Here is a 21,696-nt window from a genome sequence, read left to right on the forward strand (position 1 = left end):
GGAAACCTCATGACCGACGCGTTCGAACTCCCCAGCACAATGGTCCAAGCCCTTCAGCGCCGAGCGGCGCTGACGCCGGATCGGGTGGCCCTGCGCTTTCTCGCCGAGACCCCGGACCAGGCTGTGGTGCTCAGCTATCGCGAACTGGATCTGCGGGCACGGACGATTGCCGGCGCGTTGCAGGCCCGGACGGATGTTGGCGACCGCGCGGTGTTGCTGTTCCCCAGTGGCCCGGATTACGTCGCGGCGTTCTTCGGTTGCCTGTACGCCGGGGTGATCGCGGTGCCGGCCTACCCGCCGGAGTCGACACGCCGTCATCACCAGGAGCGCCTGTTGTCGATCATCAGCGACGCCCAGCCTCGCTTGCTGTTGACCAGCGCCGGGCTGCGCGATGGGTTGCAGCAGATCGACGGCGCGCCGCCGCTGTTGTGTGTCGATACCCTCGACGGTGCACTGGCCGAGCGCTGGGTCGCGGTGGACTTGCAGGACGATCACATCGCCTTCCTGCAATACACCTCTGGCTCCACCGCGCTGCCCAAAGGCGTGCAAGTCAGCCACGGCAATCTGGTGGCCAACGAATTGCTGATTCGCCACGGTTTCGGCATTGACCTGAACCCCGACGACGTCATCGTCAGCTGGCTGCCGCTGTATCACGACATGGGCCTGATCGGCGGCTTGCTGCAGCCGATTTTCAGCGGCGTGCCTTGCGTGTTGATGTCCCCGGCGTATTTTCTCGGTCGGCCATTGCGCTGGCTGGAGGCGATCAGCGAATACGGCGGCACCATCAGCGGCGGGCCGGATTTTGCCTATCGCTTGTGCAGTGAGCGGGTCAGTGAGTCGGCCCTGGAACGGCTCGACCTGAGTGGCTGGCGCGTGGCGTATTCCGGTTCCGAACCGATTCGCCTCGACACCCTGGAGCGCTTCGCCGGGAAGTTCGCGACCTGCGGCTTCACCGCGGACAGTTTCATGGCCTCCTACGGTCTGGCCGAAGCCACCTTGTTCGTGGCCGGCACAGCGCGTGGCCAGGGCATCGGCAACCTGCGGGTTGACGATCAGGCCCTGGCGCAGAACCGCGTCGAAGCGGGCGAGGGCAGCCCGATCATGAGTTGCGGTATCAGCCAGCCGGCGCACGCGGTGTTGATCTTCGATCCTGTCTCGCTCAGCGAACAGGCCGACAACGTCGTCGGCGAAGTCTGGGCCAGCGGGCCGAGCATCGCCTCAGGCTACTGGCGCAACCCCGAGGCGTCCGCCAAGACCTTCGTCCAGTACGCCGGGCAGACCTGGCTGCGCACCGGTGACCTGGGTTTTCTGCGCAACGGCGAACTGTTTATCACCGGGCGCCTGAAGGACATGCTGATCGTGCGCGGGCACAACCTGTACCCGCAGGACATCGAACAGACTGTCGAGCGCGAAGTGGAAGTGGTGCGCAAAGGACGCGTCGCCGCCTTCGCCGTCACGGTTGACGGTCATGAAGGGATCGGCATCGCCGCTGAAATCAGCCGCAGCGTGCAGAAAATCCTGCCGCCTGAATCCTTGATCAAAGCCATACGCCAGACCGTCGCCGAGGCGTATCAGGAGGCACCGAGCGTGGTGGTGCTGCTCCATCCGGGCGCGCTGCCCAAAACGTCCAGCGGTAAATTGCAGCGCTCGGCGTGTCGCAATCGCCTGGCGGACGGCAGCCTCGACAGCTACGCGGTGTTCCCGTCGGCCAGCAACGAAAGCACGGCCAATAGCGAGTCGGGATCGACGCTGCAAAGCTTGATCGCACGTATCTGGTGTGAGCAGTTGCAAGTGGCGCAGGTGGGCGCCGACGATCATTTCTTCCTGCTTGGCGGCAACTCCATTGCAGCGACGCAAGTGGTGGCGCGTCTGCGGGAAGAGTTGGGTCTGGAGTTGAGCCTGCGCCTGCTGTTCGAAGCGCCGACCCTCGGCGCATTCGCCGATGTCGTGACCCGTCTGCAACAGGACGGTGGTCTGGCCCAGGGCGCGATTACGGCACTGTCGCGCCAGCAACCGATGCCGCAATCCCTGGCACAAAACCGCCTGTGGATCACTTGGCAACTCGACCCACACAGCAGCGCCTACAACATTCCTGGCGGCTTGCGCCTGCGCGGCGAGCTGGATGAGGACGCCTTGCGCGCCAGTTTCCAGCAGTTGATCGAGCGCCACGAATCCCTGCGCACGCGATTCTTCGAGCGTGATGGCGTGGCGCTGCAACAGGTCGATCCGACCGGTGAGTTCAACCTGCAACTGATCGATATCAGCGACCTGCCGGCCGCCGAGCGTGAGGCCCGGGCGCAGCAGATCCGCGAGGACGAAGCACGGACCCGGTTCGATCTGGAGAAAGGCCCGCTGCTGTGGGTGACGCTGGTGCGCCTCGACGACGAAGACCATCAATTGTTGGTGACCCTGCACCACATCATCGCTGACGGCTGGTCGCTGAATGTGCTGATCGACGAGTTCTCGCGCCTGTATGCGACCGCCTCCCAGGGCCTGCAAGCGGTGCTGGCGCCATTGCCGACGCAGTACGCCGACTACGGCAGTTGGCAACGGCAATGGCTGGCGCAAGGGGAAGGCGAGCGGCAACTGGCTTATTGGAAAGACCGCTTGGGTGATGAACATCCAACCCTGAGCCTGGCCACCGACCATCCACGCTCAGCACAACATCTGCACAGCGCCGCTCGCCACACCGTGCGTCTGGGCGCTCCCCTGAGCGATGCGATTCGTCAGACCGCCCAGGCCCATGAATCGACCGTCTTCATGTTGTTGCTGGCTGCGTTCCAGACCTTGTTGCACCGCTACAGCGGCCAACGAGATATCCGCATCGGCGTGCCCAATGCCAACCGTCCACGCCTGGAAACCCAGGGTCTGATCGGCTTCTTCATCAATACCCAGGTGCTGCGTGCCGAAGTGGACTCAAGTCTGCCATTCGTTGAGTTGCTGGCGCAGACCCGTCAGGCGGCGTTGGGTGCGCAAGCGCATCAGGACTTGCCGTTCGAGCAACTGCTCGAGGCCTTCCCGCAGGCCCGTGAACAGGGCCTGTTCCAGGTCATGTTCAACCATCAGCAACGGGACCTTGGCGCCTTGAAGCGCCTGCCGGGGCTGTTGGCCGAAGAGTTGCCGTGGCATAGCCGCGAAGCCAAGTTCGATGTGCAGCTGCACAGCGAAGAAGACCGCAACGGTCGCCTGACCTTGTCCTTCGACTACGCCAACGAACTGTTTGACGCCGCGACCATCGAGCGCCTGGCCGACCATTTCAGCAACCTGCTGCGGGCTGTCTGCGAGCAAACGGACATCGCCATCGGTGACCTGCCGCTGTTGACGGCCGCCGAGCAGCATCAGCAATCGGACTGGGCCAGCGCACCCTGCGCAGCGGCCAGTCAATGGCTGCCCGAATCGCTCAACCAACAAGCCCGGCTGACACCTGGGCGCCCGGCGTTGATCTGGGAGGGCGGCCAGATGGACTTCGCCGAACTCCACATCCAGGCCAACCGTCTGGCCCATTACCTGCGCGACAAAGGCGTCGGCCCGGACGTCTGCGTGGCCATCGCCTGCGAGCGTTCGCCGCAACTGCTGATCGGCCTGCTGGCGATCATCAAGGCCGGTGGCGCCTACGTGCCGCTGGACCCGGATTACCCCGCCGAACGCCTGGCCTACATGCTCAGCGACAGCGGTGTTCAATTGCTGCTGACGCATACCCGACTGCTCGAGCACTTGCCGGCCAGCGAGGGTGTCAGTGTGATCGCCATGGACACCCTGCACCTGGACAGTTGGCCAAGCCATGCGCCGGGGCTGCATCTGCACGGCGACAATCTTGCCTATGTGATTTACACCTCCGGTTCCACCGGCCAGCCCAAAGGCGTCGGCAACACCCACGCGGCGCTGGCCGAGCGCCTGCAATGGATGCAGGACACTTATCGCCTGAACGAAACCGACGTGCTGATGCAAAAGGCGCCGATCAGTTTCGACGTGTCAGTGTGGGAGTGCTTCTGGCCGCTGATCACAGGCGCACGTCTGTTGATCGCCGGTCCCGGCGAACACCGCGATCCACATCGCATCGCGCAGCTGGTGCAAGCGTACGGCGTGACCACGTTGCACTTCGTGCCGCCGCTGCTTTCGCTGTTCATCGACGAACCGCTCAGTGCTGAATGCACCAGCCTGCGCCGGCTGTTCTCCGGGGGCGAAGCCTTGCCCGCGGAGCTGCGCAACCGGGTGCTGGCGCAGCTGCCGGCGGTGCAACTGCACAACCGTTACGGACCGACCGAAACCGCGATCAACGTCACCCACTGGCAATGCTCCAGCACCGATGGCGAACGCTCGCCGATTGGCCGGCCGCTGGGCAATGTGATCTGCCGCGTGCTCGACAGCGATCTGCATCCCGTTCCGGTCGGTGTGCCGGGTGAGTTGTGCATCGGCGGCGTTGGCTTGGCCCGTGGTTACCTCGGTCGCCCGGCGTTGACCGCCGAACGATTCGTGGTCGATCCGTTGGGCGAGCCGGGTGCACGCCTGTATCGCACCGGCGACCGGGCACGCTGGACGGCGGATGGCGTGATCGAATACCTCGGCCGTCTCGATCAACAGGTCAAGTTGCGCGGGTTCCGGGTCGAGCCGGAGGAAATCCAGGCACGGCTGCTGGCCCAGGATGGCATTGCGCAAGCCGTGGTGCTGGTGCGCGACACCGTGGCCGGGGCGCAGTTGATCGGTTACTACACCGCTGCGGACAATGCCGGGGACGAGGTCGAACAAACCGCGCGCCTGAAAAGCGCATTGGCCGCCGAACTGCCGGAATACATGGTGCCGGCGCAACTGATGCGCCTGGACCAAATGCCCCTCGGCCCGAGCGGCAAGCTCGACCGCCGCGCGTTGCCGGAACCGCAGTGGCAGGTTCGCGAGCACGTCGAGCCTGTGACAGAACTGGAACAACACATCGCCGGCATCTGGCGCGAAGTGCTGGGTTTGACGCAAGTCGGTTTGCGCGATGATTTTTTTGCCCTCGGCGGTCACTCGCTGCTGGCCACACAAATCATCTCCCGCACCCGCCAGGCCTGCGACGTCGAGTTGCCGCTGCGGGCGCTGTTCGAGCACAGCGAACTCGGTGCGTTTGCCGAACAGGTTCGCCTGATCCAGGCCAGTGGCAGCACCAACAAACAGCCGCCGATTGAAAAAGTCGACCGCGGGCAGCCGGTGCCGCTGTCCTATTCCCAGCAGCGCATGTGGTTCCTCTGGCAGATGGAGCCCGACAGCCCGGCCTACAACGTCGGCGGCATGGCGCGGCTGCGTGGCGTGCTTGACGTGGCGCGCTTCGAGGCCGCGCTGCAAGTCCTGATCCTGCGTCACGAAACCCTGCGCACCACGTTCCCGAGCATCGACGGCGTCGCCCGCCAGCAAGTACACGCGCAAACCGGCGTGCGCATGGCGTGGAAGGATTTCACCGCGCTGGATGCCGAGGTCCGCGAGTGGCAGGTCCAGCAACTGGCCGACGACGAAGCGCACCAGCCGTTCGATCTGGAGACCGGACCCTTGCTGCGCGCCTGTCTGGTCAAGACCGCCGAACAGGAACACTACTTCGTTCTGACCCTGCACCACATCGTCACCGAAGGCTGGGCGATGGACATTTTTGCCCGGGAGCTCAGCGCGCTGTACGAAGCGTTCGTCGATGACCGTGAATCACCGCTGGCGCCGTTGCCGGTGCAGTACCTGGATTACAGCGTGTGGCAGCGTCAGTGGCTGGAGTCCGGCGAGCGTCAGCGCCAGCTCGATTACTGGACAACGCAACTGGGCAGCGAACACCCGCTGCTGGAGTTGCCGGCCGACCGTCCGCGTCCGCCGGTGCAAAGCCATCAGGGTGAGTTGTATCGCTTTGACCTGAGCGACGACCTCGCGGCACGGGTCCGCGCCTTCAATGCGCGACACGGCCTGACCCTGTTCATGACCATGACCGCCGCCCTGGCTACGCTGCTGTACCGCTACAGCGGCCAGACCGATCTGCGCATCGGCGCGCCGGTGGCCAACCGCATTCGCCCGGAAAGCGAAGGGCTGATCGGCGCGTTCCTCAACACACAGGTGCTGCGCTGCCAGCTCGACGGGCAGATGTCCGTGGGCGAATTGTTCGAGCAGGTGCGCCACACGGTGATCGAAGGCCAGTCCCATCAGGACCTGCCGTTCGATCATCTGGTGGAAGCCTTGCAACCACCCCGCAGCGCGGCCTACAACCCATTGTTCCAGGTGATGTGCAACGTGCAGCGCTGGGAGTTCCAGCAAAGCCGCACCCTGGCCGGCATGACGGTCGAGTACCTGGCCAACGATGCCCGCGCGACCAAGTTCGACCTCAACCTGGAAGTCACCGACCTGGACCATCGCCTGGGTTGCTGCCTGACCTACAGCACCGATCTGTTCGACGAGCCGCGCATTGCGCGCATGGCCGAGCATTGGCGCAACCTGCTGGAGGCGCTGATTGCCGATCCGCAGCAGCGCTTGAGCGAACTGCCGCTGCTGGCGTGTGGCGAACAACAACATCTGCTCGACAGTCTCGGCGTCGAGCCGGGCGAGCATCGGCTGGACCAGTGCATCCATCACCTGTTCGCCGAGCAAGCCTTGATGCGCCAGGACGCTCCGGCCCTGACCTTCGCCGGGCAAACCCTGAGCTATGCCGAACTCGACGGCCGGGCCAATCGCCTGGCCTGGATGCTGCGCGAGCGAGGCGTCGGACCGCAGGTTCGTGTGGGGCTGGCACTGGAGCGCTCGCTGGAGATGGTCGTCGGCCTGCTGGCGATCCTCAAGGCTGGCGGCGCCTATGTGCCGCTGGATCCGGAATACCCGCTGGACCGCTTGCATTACATGATTAAAGACAGCGGTATCGGTTTGCTGCTCAGCGACGCGGCGATGTTCAAGGCCCTGGGCGAGTTGCCGGCGACCGTCGGCCGCTGGTGTCTTGAAGAAGACGCCGCTGCACTGGCCAACTACCCGGCCACCGAGTTGCCGTTGATCAGCCTGCCGCAGCATCAGGCCTACCTGATTTACACCTCGGGCTCGACCGGCAAACCGAAAGGCGTGGTGGTATCCCACGGCGAAATCGCCATGCACTGCCGCGCGGTGATCGAGCGTTTCACCATGCGCCCTGACGATTGCGAACTGCACTTCTATTCGATCAACTTCGACGCCGCCACCGAGCGTTTGCTGGTGCCGCTGCTCAGCGGTGCGCAAGTGGTGCTGCGGGCTCAAGGGCAGTGGGACGCGGAAGAAATCTGTGGCCTGATCCGTCGTCATCAGATCAACGTCCTCGGATTCACGCCGAGCTATGGCAGCCAGTTGGCGCAATGGCTGGCAACGCAAAATGAAACCCTGGCGGTGCGCATGATCATTACCGGCGGCGAAGCACTGACCGGTGAACACCTGGCGCGCATTCGCGCAGCCTTCAAGCCGAGCCTGTTCTTCAACGCCTACGGCCCGACCGAAACCGTGGTCATGCCGCTGGCCAGTCTCGCCCCTGAAGTGCTGGAAGAGGGCGCCGGCAGCGTGCCGATCGGCAGCATCATCGGCGACCGCGTGGCCTACATTCTCGACGCCGACCTGGCGTTGGTGCCGCAAGGCGCGACGGGCGAGTTGTACGTCGGTGGCGCGGGTCTGGCCCAGGGTTATCACCAGCGTCCGGGCATGACCGCGGAGCGCTTTGTGGCCGATCCGTTTGCCGCCAACGGCGGACGTATCTACCGCACCGGCGACCTGGTGCGCCAGCGCGCCGACGGCCTGGTGGAATACCTCGGACGCATCGACCATCAAGTGAAGATTCGTGGTTTTCGCATCGAACTGGGCGAGATCGAAACCCGTCTGCTGGAGCACGAATCGATTCGTGAAGCCGTTGTGCTGGCGCTCGATGCACCGAGTGGCAAGCAACTGGTCGGCTATCTGGTGACTGACGTCGCCGAACAGAACGAAGCACAGCAATCGGTTTTGCGCGAGGCCCTCAAGGCGCATCTGAAATCGCAACTGCCAGACTACATGGTGCCCACGCACCTGATCCTGCTGGGCCGCATGCCGCTAACCGCCAACGGCAAGCTCGACCGCCGCGCGCTGCCGGCGCCGGACCCGGAGCTGAATCGCCATCACTACGTAGCGCCGAGCAACGAGCTTGAAGTCAGCCTCGCGCAGATCTGGTGCGAAGTGCTGAACGTTGGACAGGTCGGCCTCAACGACAACTTCTTCGAGTTGGGCGGTGACTCGATCCTGTCGATCCAGGTGGTCAGCCGGGCACGGCAGCAGGGCATTCACTTCAGCCCTCGCGACCTGTTCCAGCACCAGACCGTGCAGACCCTCGCCGCCGTGGCCAGCCGCAGCGAGCAGGTCAGTGCCGAGCAGGGCTTGATCATGGGTGAGTCGCATCTGACGCCGATCCAGCACTGGTTCTTCGACACCGACATCCCGCAGCGCCAGCACTGGAACCAGGCGTTGTTGCTGCAACCGACCGCACCTCTGGAGCCCCATCGACTGGAGCAAGCGCTGCTGGCGGTAATCGAACAGCACGACGCCTTGCGTCTGCGCTTCAGCAAGGTCGCCGGTCAGTGGCAAGCACAGCATCAGCCGATTTCCGAGGCGCCGGTGCTGTGGCAGGTACGCGTTTCGTCGATGGACAAATGCGCGGCCTTGTTCGCCGATGCCCAGCGCAGCCTCGACCTCGAAGAGGGACCGCTAATACGCGTGTTGCTGGTCGATGGTCCCGAGGGCCAGCAACGACTGTTCATCGCGATTCACCACTTGGTCGTCGACGGTGTTTCATGGCGCGTATTGCTGGACGACCTGCAAACCGTGTACCGCCAACTGGACGCGCAGCAGTCGGTGAAACTGCCGGCGAAAACCAGCGCCTTCAAGGACTGGGCCGCACGGCTGCAAGCCTACGCCGGCAGTGAGTCCCTGCGCGAAGAACTGGGCTGGTGGCAGGCGCACCTGGCCGGGCCCACTGCCGATTTGCCCTGTGATCACCCCGCAGGCGGGCGGCAGAACCGACATGCGCAAACCGTCAGCGTGCGCCTCGACAGCGAGCGTACCCGGCAGTTGCTGCAACAGGCACCGAGTGCCTATCGCACCCAGGTCAACGACTTGCTGCTGACCGCATTGGCCCGCGTGCTGTGCCGCTGGAGCGGTCAGCCATCGGCGCTGATTCAACTGGAAGGCCACGGCCGCGAAGCGCTGTTCGACGAGATCGACCTGACCCGCACCGTCGGCTGGTTCACCAGCGCCTACCCACTGCGCCTGACGCCGCTGAACATCGAAGAAGCCGCCGGGCAGGGCGTGTCGATCAAGGCGATCAAGGAGCAATTGCGTGCCGTGCCGCACAAAGGCCTGGGCTATGGCGTGCTGCGTTACCTGGCCGATGACCTGAGCCGTCACAGCATGGCGCAGTTGCCGGTGGCGCCGATCACCTTCAACTACCTCGGCCAGTTCGACCAGAGCTTCGGGGCAGACGCGCTGTTCCATCCACTGGATGAAGCCATTGGTGCGGCCCACGATGCCAATGCCCCGTTGCCCAACGAGCTGAGCGTCGACGGTCAGGTGTATGGCGGTGAACTGGTACTGCGCTGGACTTTCAGCGCCGAACGCTTCGATGGGCAAACCATCGACGAGTTGGCCGATGCCTACCTCGGTGAGTTGAACAGCCTGATCGAGCATTGCCTGCGCGACGACGCGGGTGGCCTGACGCCGTCGGACTTCCCGCTGGCGAATCTCAGCCAGACTCAACTGGATGCGCTGCCGGTCCCGGCCGCCGTCATCGAAGACGTCTACCCGCTGACCCCGATGCAGGAAGGCATGCTGTTGCACACCTTGCTGGAACCGGGCACCGGCCTGTACTACATGCAGGACCGCTACCGCATCAACAGCGAACTCGACCCGCAGCGTTTCGCCCAGGCCTGGCAAGCGGTGATCGCCCGCCACGAAGCGTTGCGCGCGTCGTTCTGCTGGAACGTTGGCGAAGACATGCTGCAAGTGATCCACAAACCGGGCAGTACGCCGATCGAATACCTCGACTGGAGCGCTATCAGCGAAGCCGAGCAAGAGCCGAAGCTGCAAACCTTGCTCAAGACCGAACGCGAGGCGGGGTTCGATCTGCTCAACCAAGCGCCGTTCCACTTGCGTTTGATCCGTGTGGGCGCGGCGCGCTACTGGTTCATGATGAGCAACCACCACATCCTCATCGATGCCTGGTGCCGTTCGCTGCTGATGAATGATTTCTTCGAGATCTACAGCGCCCTCGGCGAAGGCCGGGAAGCGCAGCTGGAGGTACCACCACGTTATCGCGACTACATCGGTTGGCTGCAGCATCAGAGCCTGGCCGAAGCACGGCAGTGGTGGAAAACCAACCTGCAGGGGTTCGAACGGACCACGCCGATCCCGAGCGACCGGCCATTGCTGCGTGAACATGCCGGCGACAGCGGTGGCATGATCGTCGGCGACCGCTATGCAAGGCTCGATGCCCGTGACGGTGCGCAATTGCGCGAACTGGCCCAGGCCCATCAGTTGACCATCAACACCTTTGCCCAGGCGGCGTGGGCGCTGGTGCTGCGGCGCTTGAGCGGTGATCGCGACGTGCTGTTCGGCGTCACCGTGGCCGGGCGTCCGGTGGACATGCCGCAGATGCAGCGCACCGTCGGCCTGTTCATCAACAGCATCGCGCTGCGGGTGAAAATGCCTGAGGACGGCCAGCGATGCAGCGTGCGCCAGTGGCTCACCGGTCTGCTCGACAACAATATGCAACTGCGTGAATACGAATACCTGCCACTGGTGAACATCCAGGAGCAAAGCGAACTGCCCAAAGGCCAGCCGCTGTTCGACAGCCTGTTCGTGTTCGAAAACGCCCCGGTGGAAGTCTCGGTGCTCGACCGTGCGCAGAGCCTCAACGCGACCTCGGACTCGGGCCGAACCCATACCAACTTCCCGCTCACGGCCGTGTGCTATCCGGGCGATGACCTGGGTTTGCACCTGTCCTACGACCAACGCTACTTCGATGAGGCCACGGTCGAGCGCATGCTCGCTGAGTTCAAGCGTCTGCTGCTGGCATTGGTGGAAGGTTTCCATGGCGACATGGCCGACCTGCCGTTGCTGGGGACTGAGGAGCAGGACTTCCTCATCCATGGCTGCAACCAGAGCGAACACGATTACCCGCTGGAGCAGAGCTACGTTTCATTGTTCGAAACGCAGGTCGCCCGGCATCCACTGCGAATTGCCGCCAGTTGTCTGGACCGGCAATACAGTTATCTGGAGCTGAACCAGCGCAGCAACCGCCTCGGTCATGCATTGATCGCCGCCGGTGTCGGGCGCGATCAACCGGTGGCCTTGCTGGCCGAACGCAGCCTCGATTTGCTGGGCATGATCATCGGCAGCTTCAAGGCAGGGGCGGGTTACCTGCCGCTGGATCCGGGTTTGCCGGGTCAGCGTCTGAGCCGGATCATCGATCTGAGCCGCACGCCATTGCTGGTGTGCACGCAAGCCTGTCGTGAGCAGGCGCAAGCCTTGCTCGAGGAGTTCGGCTGCTCCAGCCGGCCACGGCTGCTGGTCTGGGAAGAAGTCCAGGCCCTTGCGCTGTCGGCGGACAATCCTGGTGTCTACAGTGGTCCGGACAACCTCGCCTATGTGATCTACACCTCTGGTTCCACCGGTTTGCCCAAAGGCGTGATGGTCGAACAGCGCGGCATGCTCAACAACCAGTTGAGCAAGGTGCCGTACCTGAACCTGAGCGACGCCGACGTGATCGCGCAAACCGCGTCGCAAAGCTTCGACATTTCCGTGTGGCAGTTCCTCGCCGCGCCGTTGTTCGGCGCCCGGGTGGACATCGTGCCGAACACCATTGCCCACGATCCCCAGGGTTTGCTGGCCCATGTGCAAAGCCAGGGCATCACCGTACTGGAAAGCGTGCCTTCGCTGATCCAGGGCATGCTCGCCCAGGAACGCATGAGCCTCGATGGCCTGCGCTGGATGTTGCCGACGGGGGAGGCGATGCCGCCGGAACTGGCGCATCAATGGTTGCTGCGCTATCCGCAGATCGGCCTGGTGAATGCCTATGGCCCGGCGGAGTGCTCGGATGACGTGGCGTTCTTCCGCGTCGATATGGCTTCGACTCGCGGCAGCTACCTGCCGATTGGTACGCCGACTGACAACAACAAATTGTACCTGCTCGACGGAGCGCTGGAACTGGTGCCGCTGGGCGCGGTGGGTGAACTGTGCGTGGCGGGGACCGGGGTCGGTCGCGGCTATGTCAGCGATCCGCTGCGCACGGCACCGGTGTTTGTGCCGAACCCGTTTGGCGCACCGGGTGAGCGCCTGTATCGCACCGGCGACCTGGCCCGCCGTCGTAGTGACGGCGTTCTGGAATATGTCGGCCGGGTCGACCATCAGGTGAAGATCCGCGGTTACCGCATCGAGCTCGGTGAAATCGAAGCTCACCTGCACGAACAACCGCAAGTCCGCGATGCGGCGGTGGGTGTGCAGGAAGGGGCGAACGGCAAGCACCTGGTGGGCTATCTGGTCGCGGCGGATGTTGCGCTCGATCCGGCTGAACGCCTGGAGCGCATCAAGCAACGCCTGCGCGCCGAACTGCCGGAATACATGGTGCCGCTGCACTGGTTATGGCTGGACAAGCTGCCGCTCAACGCCAACGGTAAACTGGACCGCAAGGCCCTGCCGACGCTGGAGATCGGTCAATTGCAATGCCAGGATTACCAGGCGCCGCGCAATGAGCTGGAGCAGACCCTGGCAGACATTTGGGCCGAGGTACTGAAGGTCGAGAGAGTGGGCGTTCGCGACAATTTCTTCGAGTTGGGCGGGCATTCGCTGCTGGCCACGCAAATCGCCTCGCGGGTGCAGAAATCCCTGCAACGGGATGTGCCGCTGCGGGCGATGTTCGAATGCAGCACGGTGGAAGAACTGGCCCGGTACATCGACGGGTTGGCGGCCAGCGAGCTCACCGAGGAGAAAGTGGATCGCTTGAATGACCTGATGGCGGAGCTGGAGGGGCTTTGATTCCCTGGCGTCAGTACTGGCCCCATCGCAAGCAAGCTCGCTCCTACAGTGGGTGGTGAACACATCATTTGTGATCAGCATGAATCCCTGTGGGAGCGGCGGTGCGGCGATCCGACTTGCCCGCGATGGCGGTTGTACAAACGCATACATTCTCGCGATTGACTGCGATCCGTCAGCCGCTCAGTCTTCGGGCTCCCTTTTTGCTCGTGGAGACAGCCGATGCCCTTCGTAACGATAGACGGACAAGCCCTCCACTACATCGATCAAGGTACCGGCCCGGCGGTACTGCTGGCCGGTAGTTACCTGTGGGACCAGGCCATGTGGGCGCCGCAGATTGCCGCGCTCTCGCAACAGTATCGTGTGATAGCCCTGGAGCTGTGGGGGCACGGCCAATCCGGGCCGTTGCCTGTCGGTACGACGTCGCTGGATGACCTGGCGCGTCAGGCATTGGTCCTGCTCGACCATCTGGACATCGAGCGGGTCACGCTGGTCGGCCTGTCGGTCGGCGGCATGTGGGGCGCGCGCCTGGCGTTGTCGGCAGCGCAGCGGATCAACGGACTGGTGCTGATGGACACCTACGCCGGCGCCGAACCGGAGCCGACTCGCCAGTATTACTTTTCACTGTTGAAGCAGATCGAAGAGGCGGGTGTCATCACGCCAGCGCTGCTGGATATCGTGGTGCCGATTTTCTTCCGGCCGGGCATTGATCCGCAATCGGCGCTCTACCGGGATTTTCGTGCTTCCCTCGCGGCTCTACCCGCGGATCGCCTGCGTGAAAGCATCGCGCCGATGGGGCGGATTACATTTGGGCGCGATGACCAGTTATCGCGTCTGGGCGAACTGGACGCAGCGACCACACTGGTGATGTGCGGCGATCAGGACAAGCCTCGGCCACCGGGTGAAGCCCGTGAAATGGCTGAGCTGATTGGCTGCCCGTGGGTGCTGGTGCCGGAGGCGGGGCATATTTCCAATCTGGAGAACCCTGGGTTTGTGACTGAAACCTTGTTGGCATTTTTGGCCGACAGAAATTAGTCGAATCTACCGACGCCATCGCAAGCAAGCTCGCTCCCACAGGTGATCACCTTTCCCTGTGGGAGCGAGCTTGCTCGCGATGGGGGCGCTGAACTCACTTCGGCCCGAGAATCTTCGCCAACTTATCCGGCGACGGAGCGCCTTGCTGCTGTTGCAGATTGCCCTTGTCATCCATGTAGAAAATCGCCGGCGTCGCCTGCAACTCCAGCTCTTCCATCAATTGCATGTTGGCCGCGAACTTTGCCTGAATCGCCGGCGGCACTTCCTTCAAGGCCTTGAGCGAACTCTCCTTGCCAGCGGCTTCGTGATCCTGCAGGGCTTTTTCCGGGTCTTTGGCGGCGAGCAGCGCGGCGGATTTTCCGGGGCTGTCTTCGCGGATGATGCCCACCATGATGTGGCGCAACTGCACTTTGCCGGCCTTGACCCATGGCCGGGCCTGTTCCCAGAACATGTTGCAGTACGGGCAGTTCGGGTCACTGAACAGGTACACCACGCGCGGCGCATCCTTCTTGCCGTCGCCGATCCAGTTGCTGGTTTCGAACTTGGCCCAGACTTCCTTGGCCATCGGTGCGTACACCAGTTTCTGCAAAGGTGCGCTGCTCAGGTCATTGCCCTCGGCGTCATACAGGTTGCCCAGCAACACGTGTTTGCCATCCGGGGTCAGGTACAGCGCCATGCCGCGGTTCTGGTATTGCGCGGCATAACCACGCAAGCCGTCGGGGGCGTCGAACTGGCCGACGATTTTCGCGCCTTTGGCCTCGATTTTCTTGATGGCATCGGGCAACTCTTCGGCCTGCACCGATGGCAGGTGCAGCAGGGCAGCACCGAGGCTCAGGGTCAGCAGGTGGCGGAGGCGGGGCATGGCAGTTTCCTTGAAGAGGTGGCGGGTACGGTGTCGAAGTTTTCCAGCGCGCGGGCCAGGCTGGCTTCCGACAACTCGCCCAGATGGCTGCCCAGCAGGCGACCCTCGGGGTTGTAGAACAGCGTAGTCGGCAATGCCATGGAACCGACGGCCTGGCTCAGACGCCCACTGCCGTCGAACAGCACGTTGGACAGGCTCAGGCCCTGGGTTTCCAGAAAGATCGCGACGCTTTGCATGCTTTCTGACTGATTGACGAACAGGAACGTCAGGTCCGGCCGTTGTTGCTGGGCGTTTTCCAGCACCGGCATTTCCCGGCGGCATGGCGGACACCAGGTGGCCCAGAGATTGATCACCAACGGGCCTCCCTTGTAGTCGGCCAGTTGCACGGTTTCGCCGGCGGCGTTGCGCAGGGTGATTTCCGGCAGGCGTGTGCCTTGTTCATAAATCGACAGGGAGAACGTCGCCAACAGCCAGAACGCCAGGCCACTGGCCACGCCAAAGCCCAATGGACGGCGCAGACCCGGGCGACGCCAGCCGCGATACAGCGTGGCGAGCAAAACGACCACTACCCCCGGCCAGGCGAGGAAACCGCCATCGCGCAGGTCAATGACCTGCCACGGATCGTTGCGATAGTGCACCCAATAGGCCGCCACGAAACTGATTCGGGCTGCCAGCATGCCCATCAGAAACAGGCTGAACAGCACCGACTCAGGATTTTCACCACCACGCTTGGCGACCCGCCAGCCGACAAAAGTGGCCAGCGCCAGCGCACTGATCAACAGCAGGTGATTGAGCGCGATGGCAAAGGTGCCGAGGGTGAAAGTCAGCATTAACGGGCGTCTCGGGTGGTGGTCCAGCGTTGCAGGAATGTATCGGCATCGACCTCGCCGGTGATGCGCTGGCTGCGCCGCTCTTCACCGTCCACGCCAATCCATAGCAGGCTCGGTGGCCCTGGCACTTGGTAACGGCCGAGCAGTTCACGGCTGGCGGCATTGTCGGCGGTGACGTCCAGTCGCAGCAAGCGCACATCGCTCAAGGCTTCGAGGACACGGGTTTTGCCGAAGACCTGTTTTTCCATGACCTTGCACGACACGCACCAGTCGGCGTAGTAGTCCAGCAGCACCCACTGGCCCTGAGCCTGTGCGGCGTCGAGTTCCCGTTGCAGTGCTTGCGGATCCTTGATGGTGATGAAGGCATCGTGGCCAACCGGCGCGGCGGCCACAGCCTGGTTCGAGGCGCGGTAGACCTGCAATGGCTTGAACGGATCATCGCCGCCACCGGCTGCACCGATCACCAACAGGCCACCCCATAAACCGAGCAGTAACGAACTGGCGCCAAACAGGTGCGCGATACGGCCAAAACCTTCCGACTGTTTCCAGGCGCTGTAGGCCGCGATCAACAGCAGCGCACCGCACAAGCCGACCCACAGGGATTCGTCGAGCACCGGACGCAGCATCAACAATGCGGTGGCGAGGAACAGGAAGCCGAAAATGCCTTTGACCAGGTTCATCCAGGCGCCTGGCTTGGGCATGAAACGATTGCCGACGGTCACCAGCAGCAACAGCGGCACACCGATGCCGATGCCCATGGCAAACAGAATCAATCCGCCATGCAGCGCGTTACCGCTTTGCGCGATGTAGAGCAGGGCGCCGGCCAGTGGCGCGGTCATGCAGGGACCAACCAGCAGACCGGACAGCGCCCCCAGCACCCCGGCGCCGATCAGACTGCCGCCGCGTTGATTGCGCGAGACGTTTTCCAGGCGATCACGCACGGCCACCGGCAGTTGCAGTTCGAAGAAACCGAACATCGGCAGCGCCAGCAACACGAAAATCGCCGCGAAACTGCCCAGCAGCCATGGGTTCTGCAACCAGGCTTGCAGGTTCGCCCCGAGGGAGGCGGCCAGGACACCCATCGCCGCATACACCAGCGCCATGCTGACCACATAACTACTGGCCAGGGCGAATCCGCGTCTGGGCGTGGCGCCACTGCCGACGATCAACCCGGCCAGAATCGGCAGCATCGGCAATGAACAAGGCGTGAAGGCCAGCAACAGGCCCAGGCCGAAGAACAGCACAAGGCTCCAGCCCAGCGCCCGTTGTTGCAGGCTGCTGGCCAGCGCCTGGTCCGGCGCTTCAGTGGCCGCATTCAATGCATTGGTATTGCCCAGGTCCACGACTCTGGTTTGTGGCGGATAACACAAACCGGCATCGGCGCAGCCCTGGTAACTGACCTTGACCTGACCGCTGGCACCCGCCGGAATTTTCAGTTCCAGGCCCTGACGGTAGACTTGCTGTTCACCGAAAAACTCGTCGCTGTGGGCTTCACCTTCCGGTAGCGGGGGATGTTGCCCGACAGGTAATCCATCGAACTTCAAGCGTTTCTGATACAGGTAATAGCCGTCGGTGATCTGCCAATAGAGCTGGGTTTCACCGGATTCCAGGCGTTCAGAGGTAAACGCGAAGGCTTTATCAACCGGGAGGAATTCAGGTTTGGTGTCGAACGGATTGGTTCCCGCCTGGGCCAGGCCCACGATCAAGAGAGTAAAAAGTAAAAACAGACGACGCATGGATAAGCCTTTGTCCTGTGCTAATGAGGTGCACAGTGGCGGGTGGCGATTAACCGATGATTAACCGCCCCGGCCTTGTGGCGGTGGCGCTTGCGGCATAATGTCGACTTAATCGGTCAACGGCTTAATAGGCTTTATTTCTACGAGGCTCCCCATGCACGTACTGGTTTGCGAAGACGATGAATTGATCGCCAGCGGTATCGTCGCCGGCCTGACCGCCCAGGGCCTGACCGTGGAACACGTCGCCACGGCGTCCGCCGCCCGGGCGATGCTCAAGGTGGCGGAGTTCGACGTGATGGTGCTCGACCTTGGGTTGCCGGACGAGGATGGCCTCAAGCTGCTGCAGCAGTTGCGCCATCAAGGCCTGGAGTTGCCGGTTTTGATCCTCACTGCCCGGGACTCGGTCACTGATCGCGTCGATGGCCTGCAAGCCGGTGCCGACGACTATCTGCTCAAACCGTTCGACTTGCGCGAACTCGCTGCACGCTTGCACACGCTGTTGCGGCGGGTGGCGGGGCGCAGCGTCAACCTGATCGAGCATGGTGCCCTGACCTACGACCCGAGCAGCCGCGAAACCACGCTCGCGGGGCAACCGGTGGACCTGTCGCGCCGTGAACAGTCATTGCTGCAAGCCTTGCTGCATAACCGTGGCCGTGTGTTGTCCACCGAGCAACTCAAGGACAGCGTCTACGGTTTCAACGACGAACTGGAAAGCAACGCCCTTAACGTCCATATCCATCACCTGCGGCGCAAGCTCGGCAACGGCATTGTCGAGACCGTGCGCGGCCTGGGCTATCGCCTGGGGCCGGCTGATGGCGGAGAAAAATCGAAGTGATGAGTTTGCGTTTGCGCCTGAGTCTGACGCTCGGCGCCGCATTTGCCTTGATCTGGGCCCTGGCCGCGGCCTGGATGCTCAGCGATCTGCGCAATCAAATGATGTTTTCCCTCGACCAGCGCCTGGTGGCCTCGGCACGCATGGTCGCCGGCCTGATGGAGCAACTGCCGCCCGTGCCGAGCAAGGGCGAGGGCACCCACTTCAGTGCCGAACAGCTGAACATTCCGGGTGGCATGGCTTGCCAGGTCAGCTCGTTGCGCGGCGAAATCCTTGCCCGCAGTCACACCGATCCGCAGCAGACCCTGGAGGCCGAGAAACTCGGGTTTCACGATCAGATGATCGACGGCGCGCCGTGGCGCAGTTTCACATTGGCCCGGGGCGATCTGCGCATCACCACCGCCGACCGGCAGATCGAGCGTGAGGCGTTGAACATGTCGATCCTGCTGGCCGCTTCGGTGCCGGTGGGCGTGGCGCTGCTCGGTTGCCTGTGTTTGCTCTGGCTGGGTATCGGCCAGGGGCTGGCGCCGCTCAACCGCATGCGCGATGCCTTGATGCGCCGTAGCGCCGACTCCCTCGAACCCTTGCAGATCCAGCCACTGCCCAGCGAGCTGCAACCCTTGCTGGAAACCCAGAACCAGTTGCTCCAGCGCATCGGCAAGACCATCGAGCGCGAACGTCGCCTGACCGGAGACGCGGCCCACGAACTGCGCAGCCCGTTGACCGCGATCAAGACCCACCTGCAAGTGGCGCGGATGACGCAAGGCAGCGCCCGGGACCAGTCCCTGGCCCGGGCCGAAGAGGGCGCCGACCGCATGCACCGGACCCTCGAACAATTACTGTTGTTGGCGCGCGTCGAGGGCAGCCTGTCATTCGACGACGGTGTGCAGTGCAACGCCGAACAAGTGGCGAAACTGGCGATCCAGGACGCGGCAAGCGGCGATCGCCAGCGCATCAGGTTTCAGGCGCCGGGCAAGGTTTCCGCCGCGCCGGTACAAATGCCCGCCGTGCTGTCGATTGCCGCGCTGCGCAACTTGCTCGACAACGCACTGCGCCATACTCCCGCCGACAAAGCGGTGGAGTTGAGCCTGGAAACCACCGGCAATCGTGTGCAGTTTGTGGTGCGCGACCATGGGCCGGGGATTGCCGAAGAAGATCTGCAACACCTGACCCAGCGCTTCTGGCGCAACGGTCAGAGCACCGGATGTGGTCTGGGGCTGGCGATTGTGCAGGCCATCGTTCAGCGTTGCGGTTGCACGCTGCATTTCGATAGCCGGCCGGACGGCTTGCGGGTTGAGCTGACGATGCCGCTGCAACCGGTCTGAAAAACACCACCTCCCCTGTAGCAGCGAGCTTGCTCGCGATGGTCGATAACGATAACGCGTGCTTTCTGAATGCACGCGCTGTTCTTGAGTCCATCGCGAGCAGAGCTCGCTCCTGCAAAGGTTTCCGGGTTACCGCCTAAATCCCTCAAGCGCTGATGCGTTTCCAGAACAGGAAAACCTTATTGAGGGGTCGAGAGATGTCAGTCGCTACCAACCTTATCGAAGAGCAGCCGGCGACGTCCGCCGAGACGCTTTATCAATTCAACGAATCGCCATTGCTCGCCCGTCAGAGCCGGCAGGAATCCAACGCCCGCAGCTATCCGCGACGCATTCCCCTGGCACTCAAGCGCGCCAAGGGCATCTACGTCGAAGATGTCGAAGGCCGCACCTTCATCGATTGCCTGGCCGGAGCCGGAACCCTGGCCCTGGGGCACAACCACCCGGTGGTGATCGAAGCCATCCAGCAAGTGCTGGCCGATGAGCTGCCGCTGCACACCCTGGACCTGACCACGCCGGTCAAGGACCGGTTCGTCCAGGATCTGTTCGGGCTGCTGCCGCCTGCCCTGGCCGCTGAAGCGAAGATCCAGTTTTGCGGCCCGACCGGCACCGACGCCGTGGAAGCGGCACTGAAACTGGTGCGTACCGCCACTGGTCGCAGCACCGTGATCTCGTTCCAGGGTGGCTATCACGGCATGAGTCAGGGCGCGTTGAGCCTGATGGGCAGTCTGGGGCCGAAAAAGCCCTTGGGCGCCTTGCTCGGCAGCGGCGTGCAGTTCATGCCGTACCCCTACGATTACCGCTGCCCGTTCGGGCTCGGCGGCGCGCAAGGGGTCAAAGCCAACCTGAGTTACCTGGAAAACCTGCTCAATGATCCCGAGGCTGGTGTGCAATTGCCGGCGGCGGTGATCGTGGAAGTGGTGCAGGGCGAGGGCGGGGTGATTCCGGCGGATCTGGACTGGTTGCGCGGTGTGCGGCGGATCACTGAACAGGCGGGTGTCGCGCTGATCGTCGATGAAATCCAGAGTGGCTTCGCCCGCACCGGCAAGATGTTCGCTTTCGAGCATGCCGGGATCATTCCCGATGTCGTGGTGATGTCCAAGGCCATCGGTGGCAGCCTGCCGCTGGCGGTGGTGGTCTATCGCGACTGGCTCGACACCTGGCTGCCGGGCGCCCATGCCGGGACGTTCCGTGGCAACCAGATGGCCATGGCCGCCGGTTGCGCGGTGATGCGTTATCTGGTCGAACACAAGGTCTGCGAGCATGCCGCCGCGATGGGCGAGCGTCTGGCCGAGCACCTGCGCATCCTGCAGAGGGACTTCCCGCAACTGGGGGACATTCGCGGACGTGGCTTGATGCTCGGCGTCGAACTGGTGGACCCGACGGGCGCGCTGGATGCCCAAGGCCATCCACCGGCTTTCGCCCGTCTGGCACCCCTGGTGCAGCGCGAATGCCTCAAGCGTGGCTTGATCCTGGAACTCGGTGGCCGTCACGGCGCGGTGGTGCGCTTCCTGCCGCCACTGGTGATTACCGCTGCGCAAATCGATCGCGTGGCCGAGATTTTCGGGCGAGCCCTGGCCGCCGCCACGGCCAATCCTTAAATTTTCCGCCCTGCGGATCGTTCCTTCTACATAACGGTTGCGTGCACAACGCAACTCGCCCGATAACGATGGAGAGACAGCATGACGTCAGTATTCGACCGCGAGGACATCCTCTTTCAGGTCGTGGTCAACCACGAAGAGCAATACTCGATCTGGCCCGACTACAAAGCCGTGCCACAAGGCTGGCGCACCGTGGGTAAAAGCGGGCTGAAAAAGGAATGCCTGGCCTACATCGAAGAAACCTGGACCGACATGCGTCCATTGAGCCTGCGGCAGAAAATGGACGAGCAGGCGGTTGTGGCGCACTGATCCGTCATGCAAAAAGAAGCCCGCTGGACTGGTGACAGTCAGCGGGCTTTTTCAGGTCTGGAGTCTTGTGTCGCCTATCAGGCCGCTATCGCGAGCAAGCTCGCTCCCACAGTGATCTGCGGCATGGCACAAATCCTGTGGGAGCGAGCTTGCTCGCGATGAAC

9 protein-coding genes are annotated in these 21,696 nt (G+C 63.2%); 6 read left to right on the plus strand and 3 right to left on the minus strand.

All coding sequences use genetic code 11. The features are described 5' to 3' along the window. Nucleotides 1-9: 9 nt before the first annotated feature. Together AC1RS8_RS16305 and AC1RS8_RS16310 are read left to right on the plus strand one after the other, a co-directional pair. On the plus strand, nucleotides 10-13,008 hold the full coding sequence (locus AC1RS8_RS16305) for a non-ribosomal peptide synthetase (RefSeq protein WP_489339007.1): 12,999 nt from the start codon (nucleotides 10-12) through the stop codon (nucleotides 13,006-13,008). A gap of 219 nt (nucleotides 13,009-13,227) precedes the next feature. Further along, nucleotides 13,228-14,040, plus strand: coding sequence for an alpha/beta fold hydrolase (locus AC1RS8_RS16310; RefSeq protein ID WP_489339006.1), 813 nt, complete (start codon nucleotides 13,228-13,230; stop codon nucleotides 14,038-14,040). A gap of 94 nt (nucleotides 14,041-14,134) precedes the next feature. Here AC1RS8_RS16310 and dsbG read toward each other — a convergent pair whose 3' ends face one another. From dsbG to dsbD, 3 genes are read right to left on the minus strand one after another with little or no spacing between them, the layout of a single operon-like run. Continuing rightward, nucleotides 14,135-14,902, minus strand: a complete 768-nt coding sequence (gene dsbG / locus AC1RS8_RS16315) for a thiol:disulfide interchange protein DsbG (RefSeq protein ID WP_057713862.1) — start codon at nucleotides 14,900-14,902, stop codon at nucleotides 14,135-14,137. Further along, entirely contained in the window at nucleotides 14,878-15,732 is an 855-nt protein-coding gene (locus tag AC1RS8_RS16320) for a TlpA disulfide reductase family protein (protein WP_090457015.1), read from the minus strand. The genes dsbG and AC1RS8_RS16320 overlap by 25 nt, the downstream gene beginning before the upstream one ends. Then, nucleotides 15,732-17,468: a protein-disulfide reductase DsbD gene (gene dsbD / locus AC1RS8_RS16325; RefSeq protein WP_489339005.1), complete on the minus strand. Its 1,737-nt coding sequence runs from the start codon at nucleotides 17,466-17,468 to the stop codon at nucleotides 15,732-15,734. Before dsbD ends, AC1RS8_RS16320 begins: the two co-directional genes overlap by 1 nt. Before the next feature lie 154 nt (nucleotides 17,469-17,622). On the opposite strand from dsbD, the gene AC1RS8_RS16330 reads away from it, so the two are divergent. From AC1RS8_RS16330 to AC1RS8_RS16345, 4 genes are all read left to right on the plus strand, one after another. Continuing rightward, nucleotides 17,623-18,303: a response regulator gene (locus AC1RS8_RS16330; protein WP_057713866.1), complete on the plus strand. Its 681-nt coding sequence runs from the start codon at nucleotides 17,623-17,625 to the stop codon at nucleotides 18,301-18,303. Next, nucleotides 18,300-19,625, plus strand: coding sequence for an ATP-binding protein (locus AC1RS8_RS16335; RefSeq protein ID WP_057713867.1), 1,326 nt, complete (start codon nucleotides 18,300-18,302; stop codon nucleotides 19,623-19,625). Before AC1RS8_RS16330 ends, AC1RS8_RS16335 begins: the two co-directional genes overlap by 4 nt. A 197-nt stretch (nucleotides 19,626-19,822) precedes the next feature. Then, a complete protein-coding gene (locus tag AC1RS8_RS16340) occupies nucleotides 19,823-21,223 on the plus strand; it encodes an aspartate aminotransferase family protein (protein ID WP_057713868.1) in 1,401 nt (466 codons plus the stop codon). A gap of 81 nt (nucleotides 21,224-21,304) precedes the next feature. Then, a complete protein-coding gene (locus AC1RS8_RS16345; protein ID WP_218494486.1) occupies nucleotides 21,305-21,532 on the plus strand; it encodes an MbtH family protein in 228 nt (75 codons plus the stop codon). Nucleotides 21,533-21,696 lie beyond the last annotated feature (164 nt).

It is taken from the genome of Pseudomonas sp. GW821-FHT12A04 (assembly GCF_058807755.1).

What these genes read in the sequence shown, in the direction of transcription:
- AC1RS8_RS16345 (WP_218494486.1), top strand. Translation starts at nt 21,305, where the DNA reads ATGACGTCAGTATTCGACCGCGAGGACATCCTCTTTCAGGTCGTGGTC.
- AC1RS8_RS16330 (WP_057713866.1), top strand. Translation starts at nt 17,623, where the DNA reads ATGCACGTACTGGTTTGCGAAGACGATGAATTGATCGCCAGCGGTATC.
- dsbG (WP_057713862.1), bottom strand. Translation starts at nt 14,902, where the DNA reads ATGCCCCGCCTCCGCCACCTGCTGACCCTGAGCCTCGGTGCTGCCCTG.
- AC1RS8_RS16305 (WP_489339007.1), top strand. Translation starts at nt 10, where the DNA reads ATGACCGACGCGTTCGAACTCCCCAGCACAATGGTCCAAGCCCTTCAG.
- AC1RS8_RS16310 (WP_489339006.1), top strand. Translation starts at nt 13,228, where the DNA reads ATGCCCTTCGTAACGATAGACGGACAAGCCCTCCACTACATCGATCAA.
- AC1RS8_RS16340 (WP_057713868.1), top strand. Translation starts at nt 19,823, where the DNA reads ATGTCAGTCGCTACCAACCTTATCGAAGAGCAGCCGGCGACGTCCGCC.
- dsbD (WP_489339005.1), bottom strand. Translation starts at nt 17,468, where the DNA reads ATGCGTCGTCTGTTTTTACTTTTTACTCTCTTGATCGTGGGCCTGGCC.
- AC1RS8_RS16320 (WP_090457015.1), bottom strand. Translation starts at nt 15,732, where the DNA reads ATGCTGACTTTCACCCTCGGCACCTTTGCCATCGCGCTCAATCACCTG.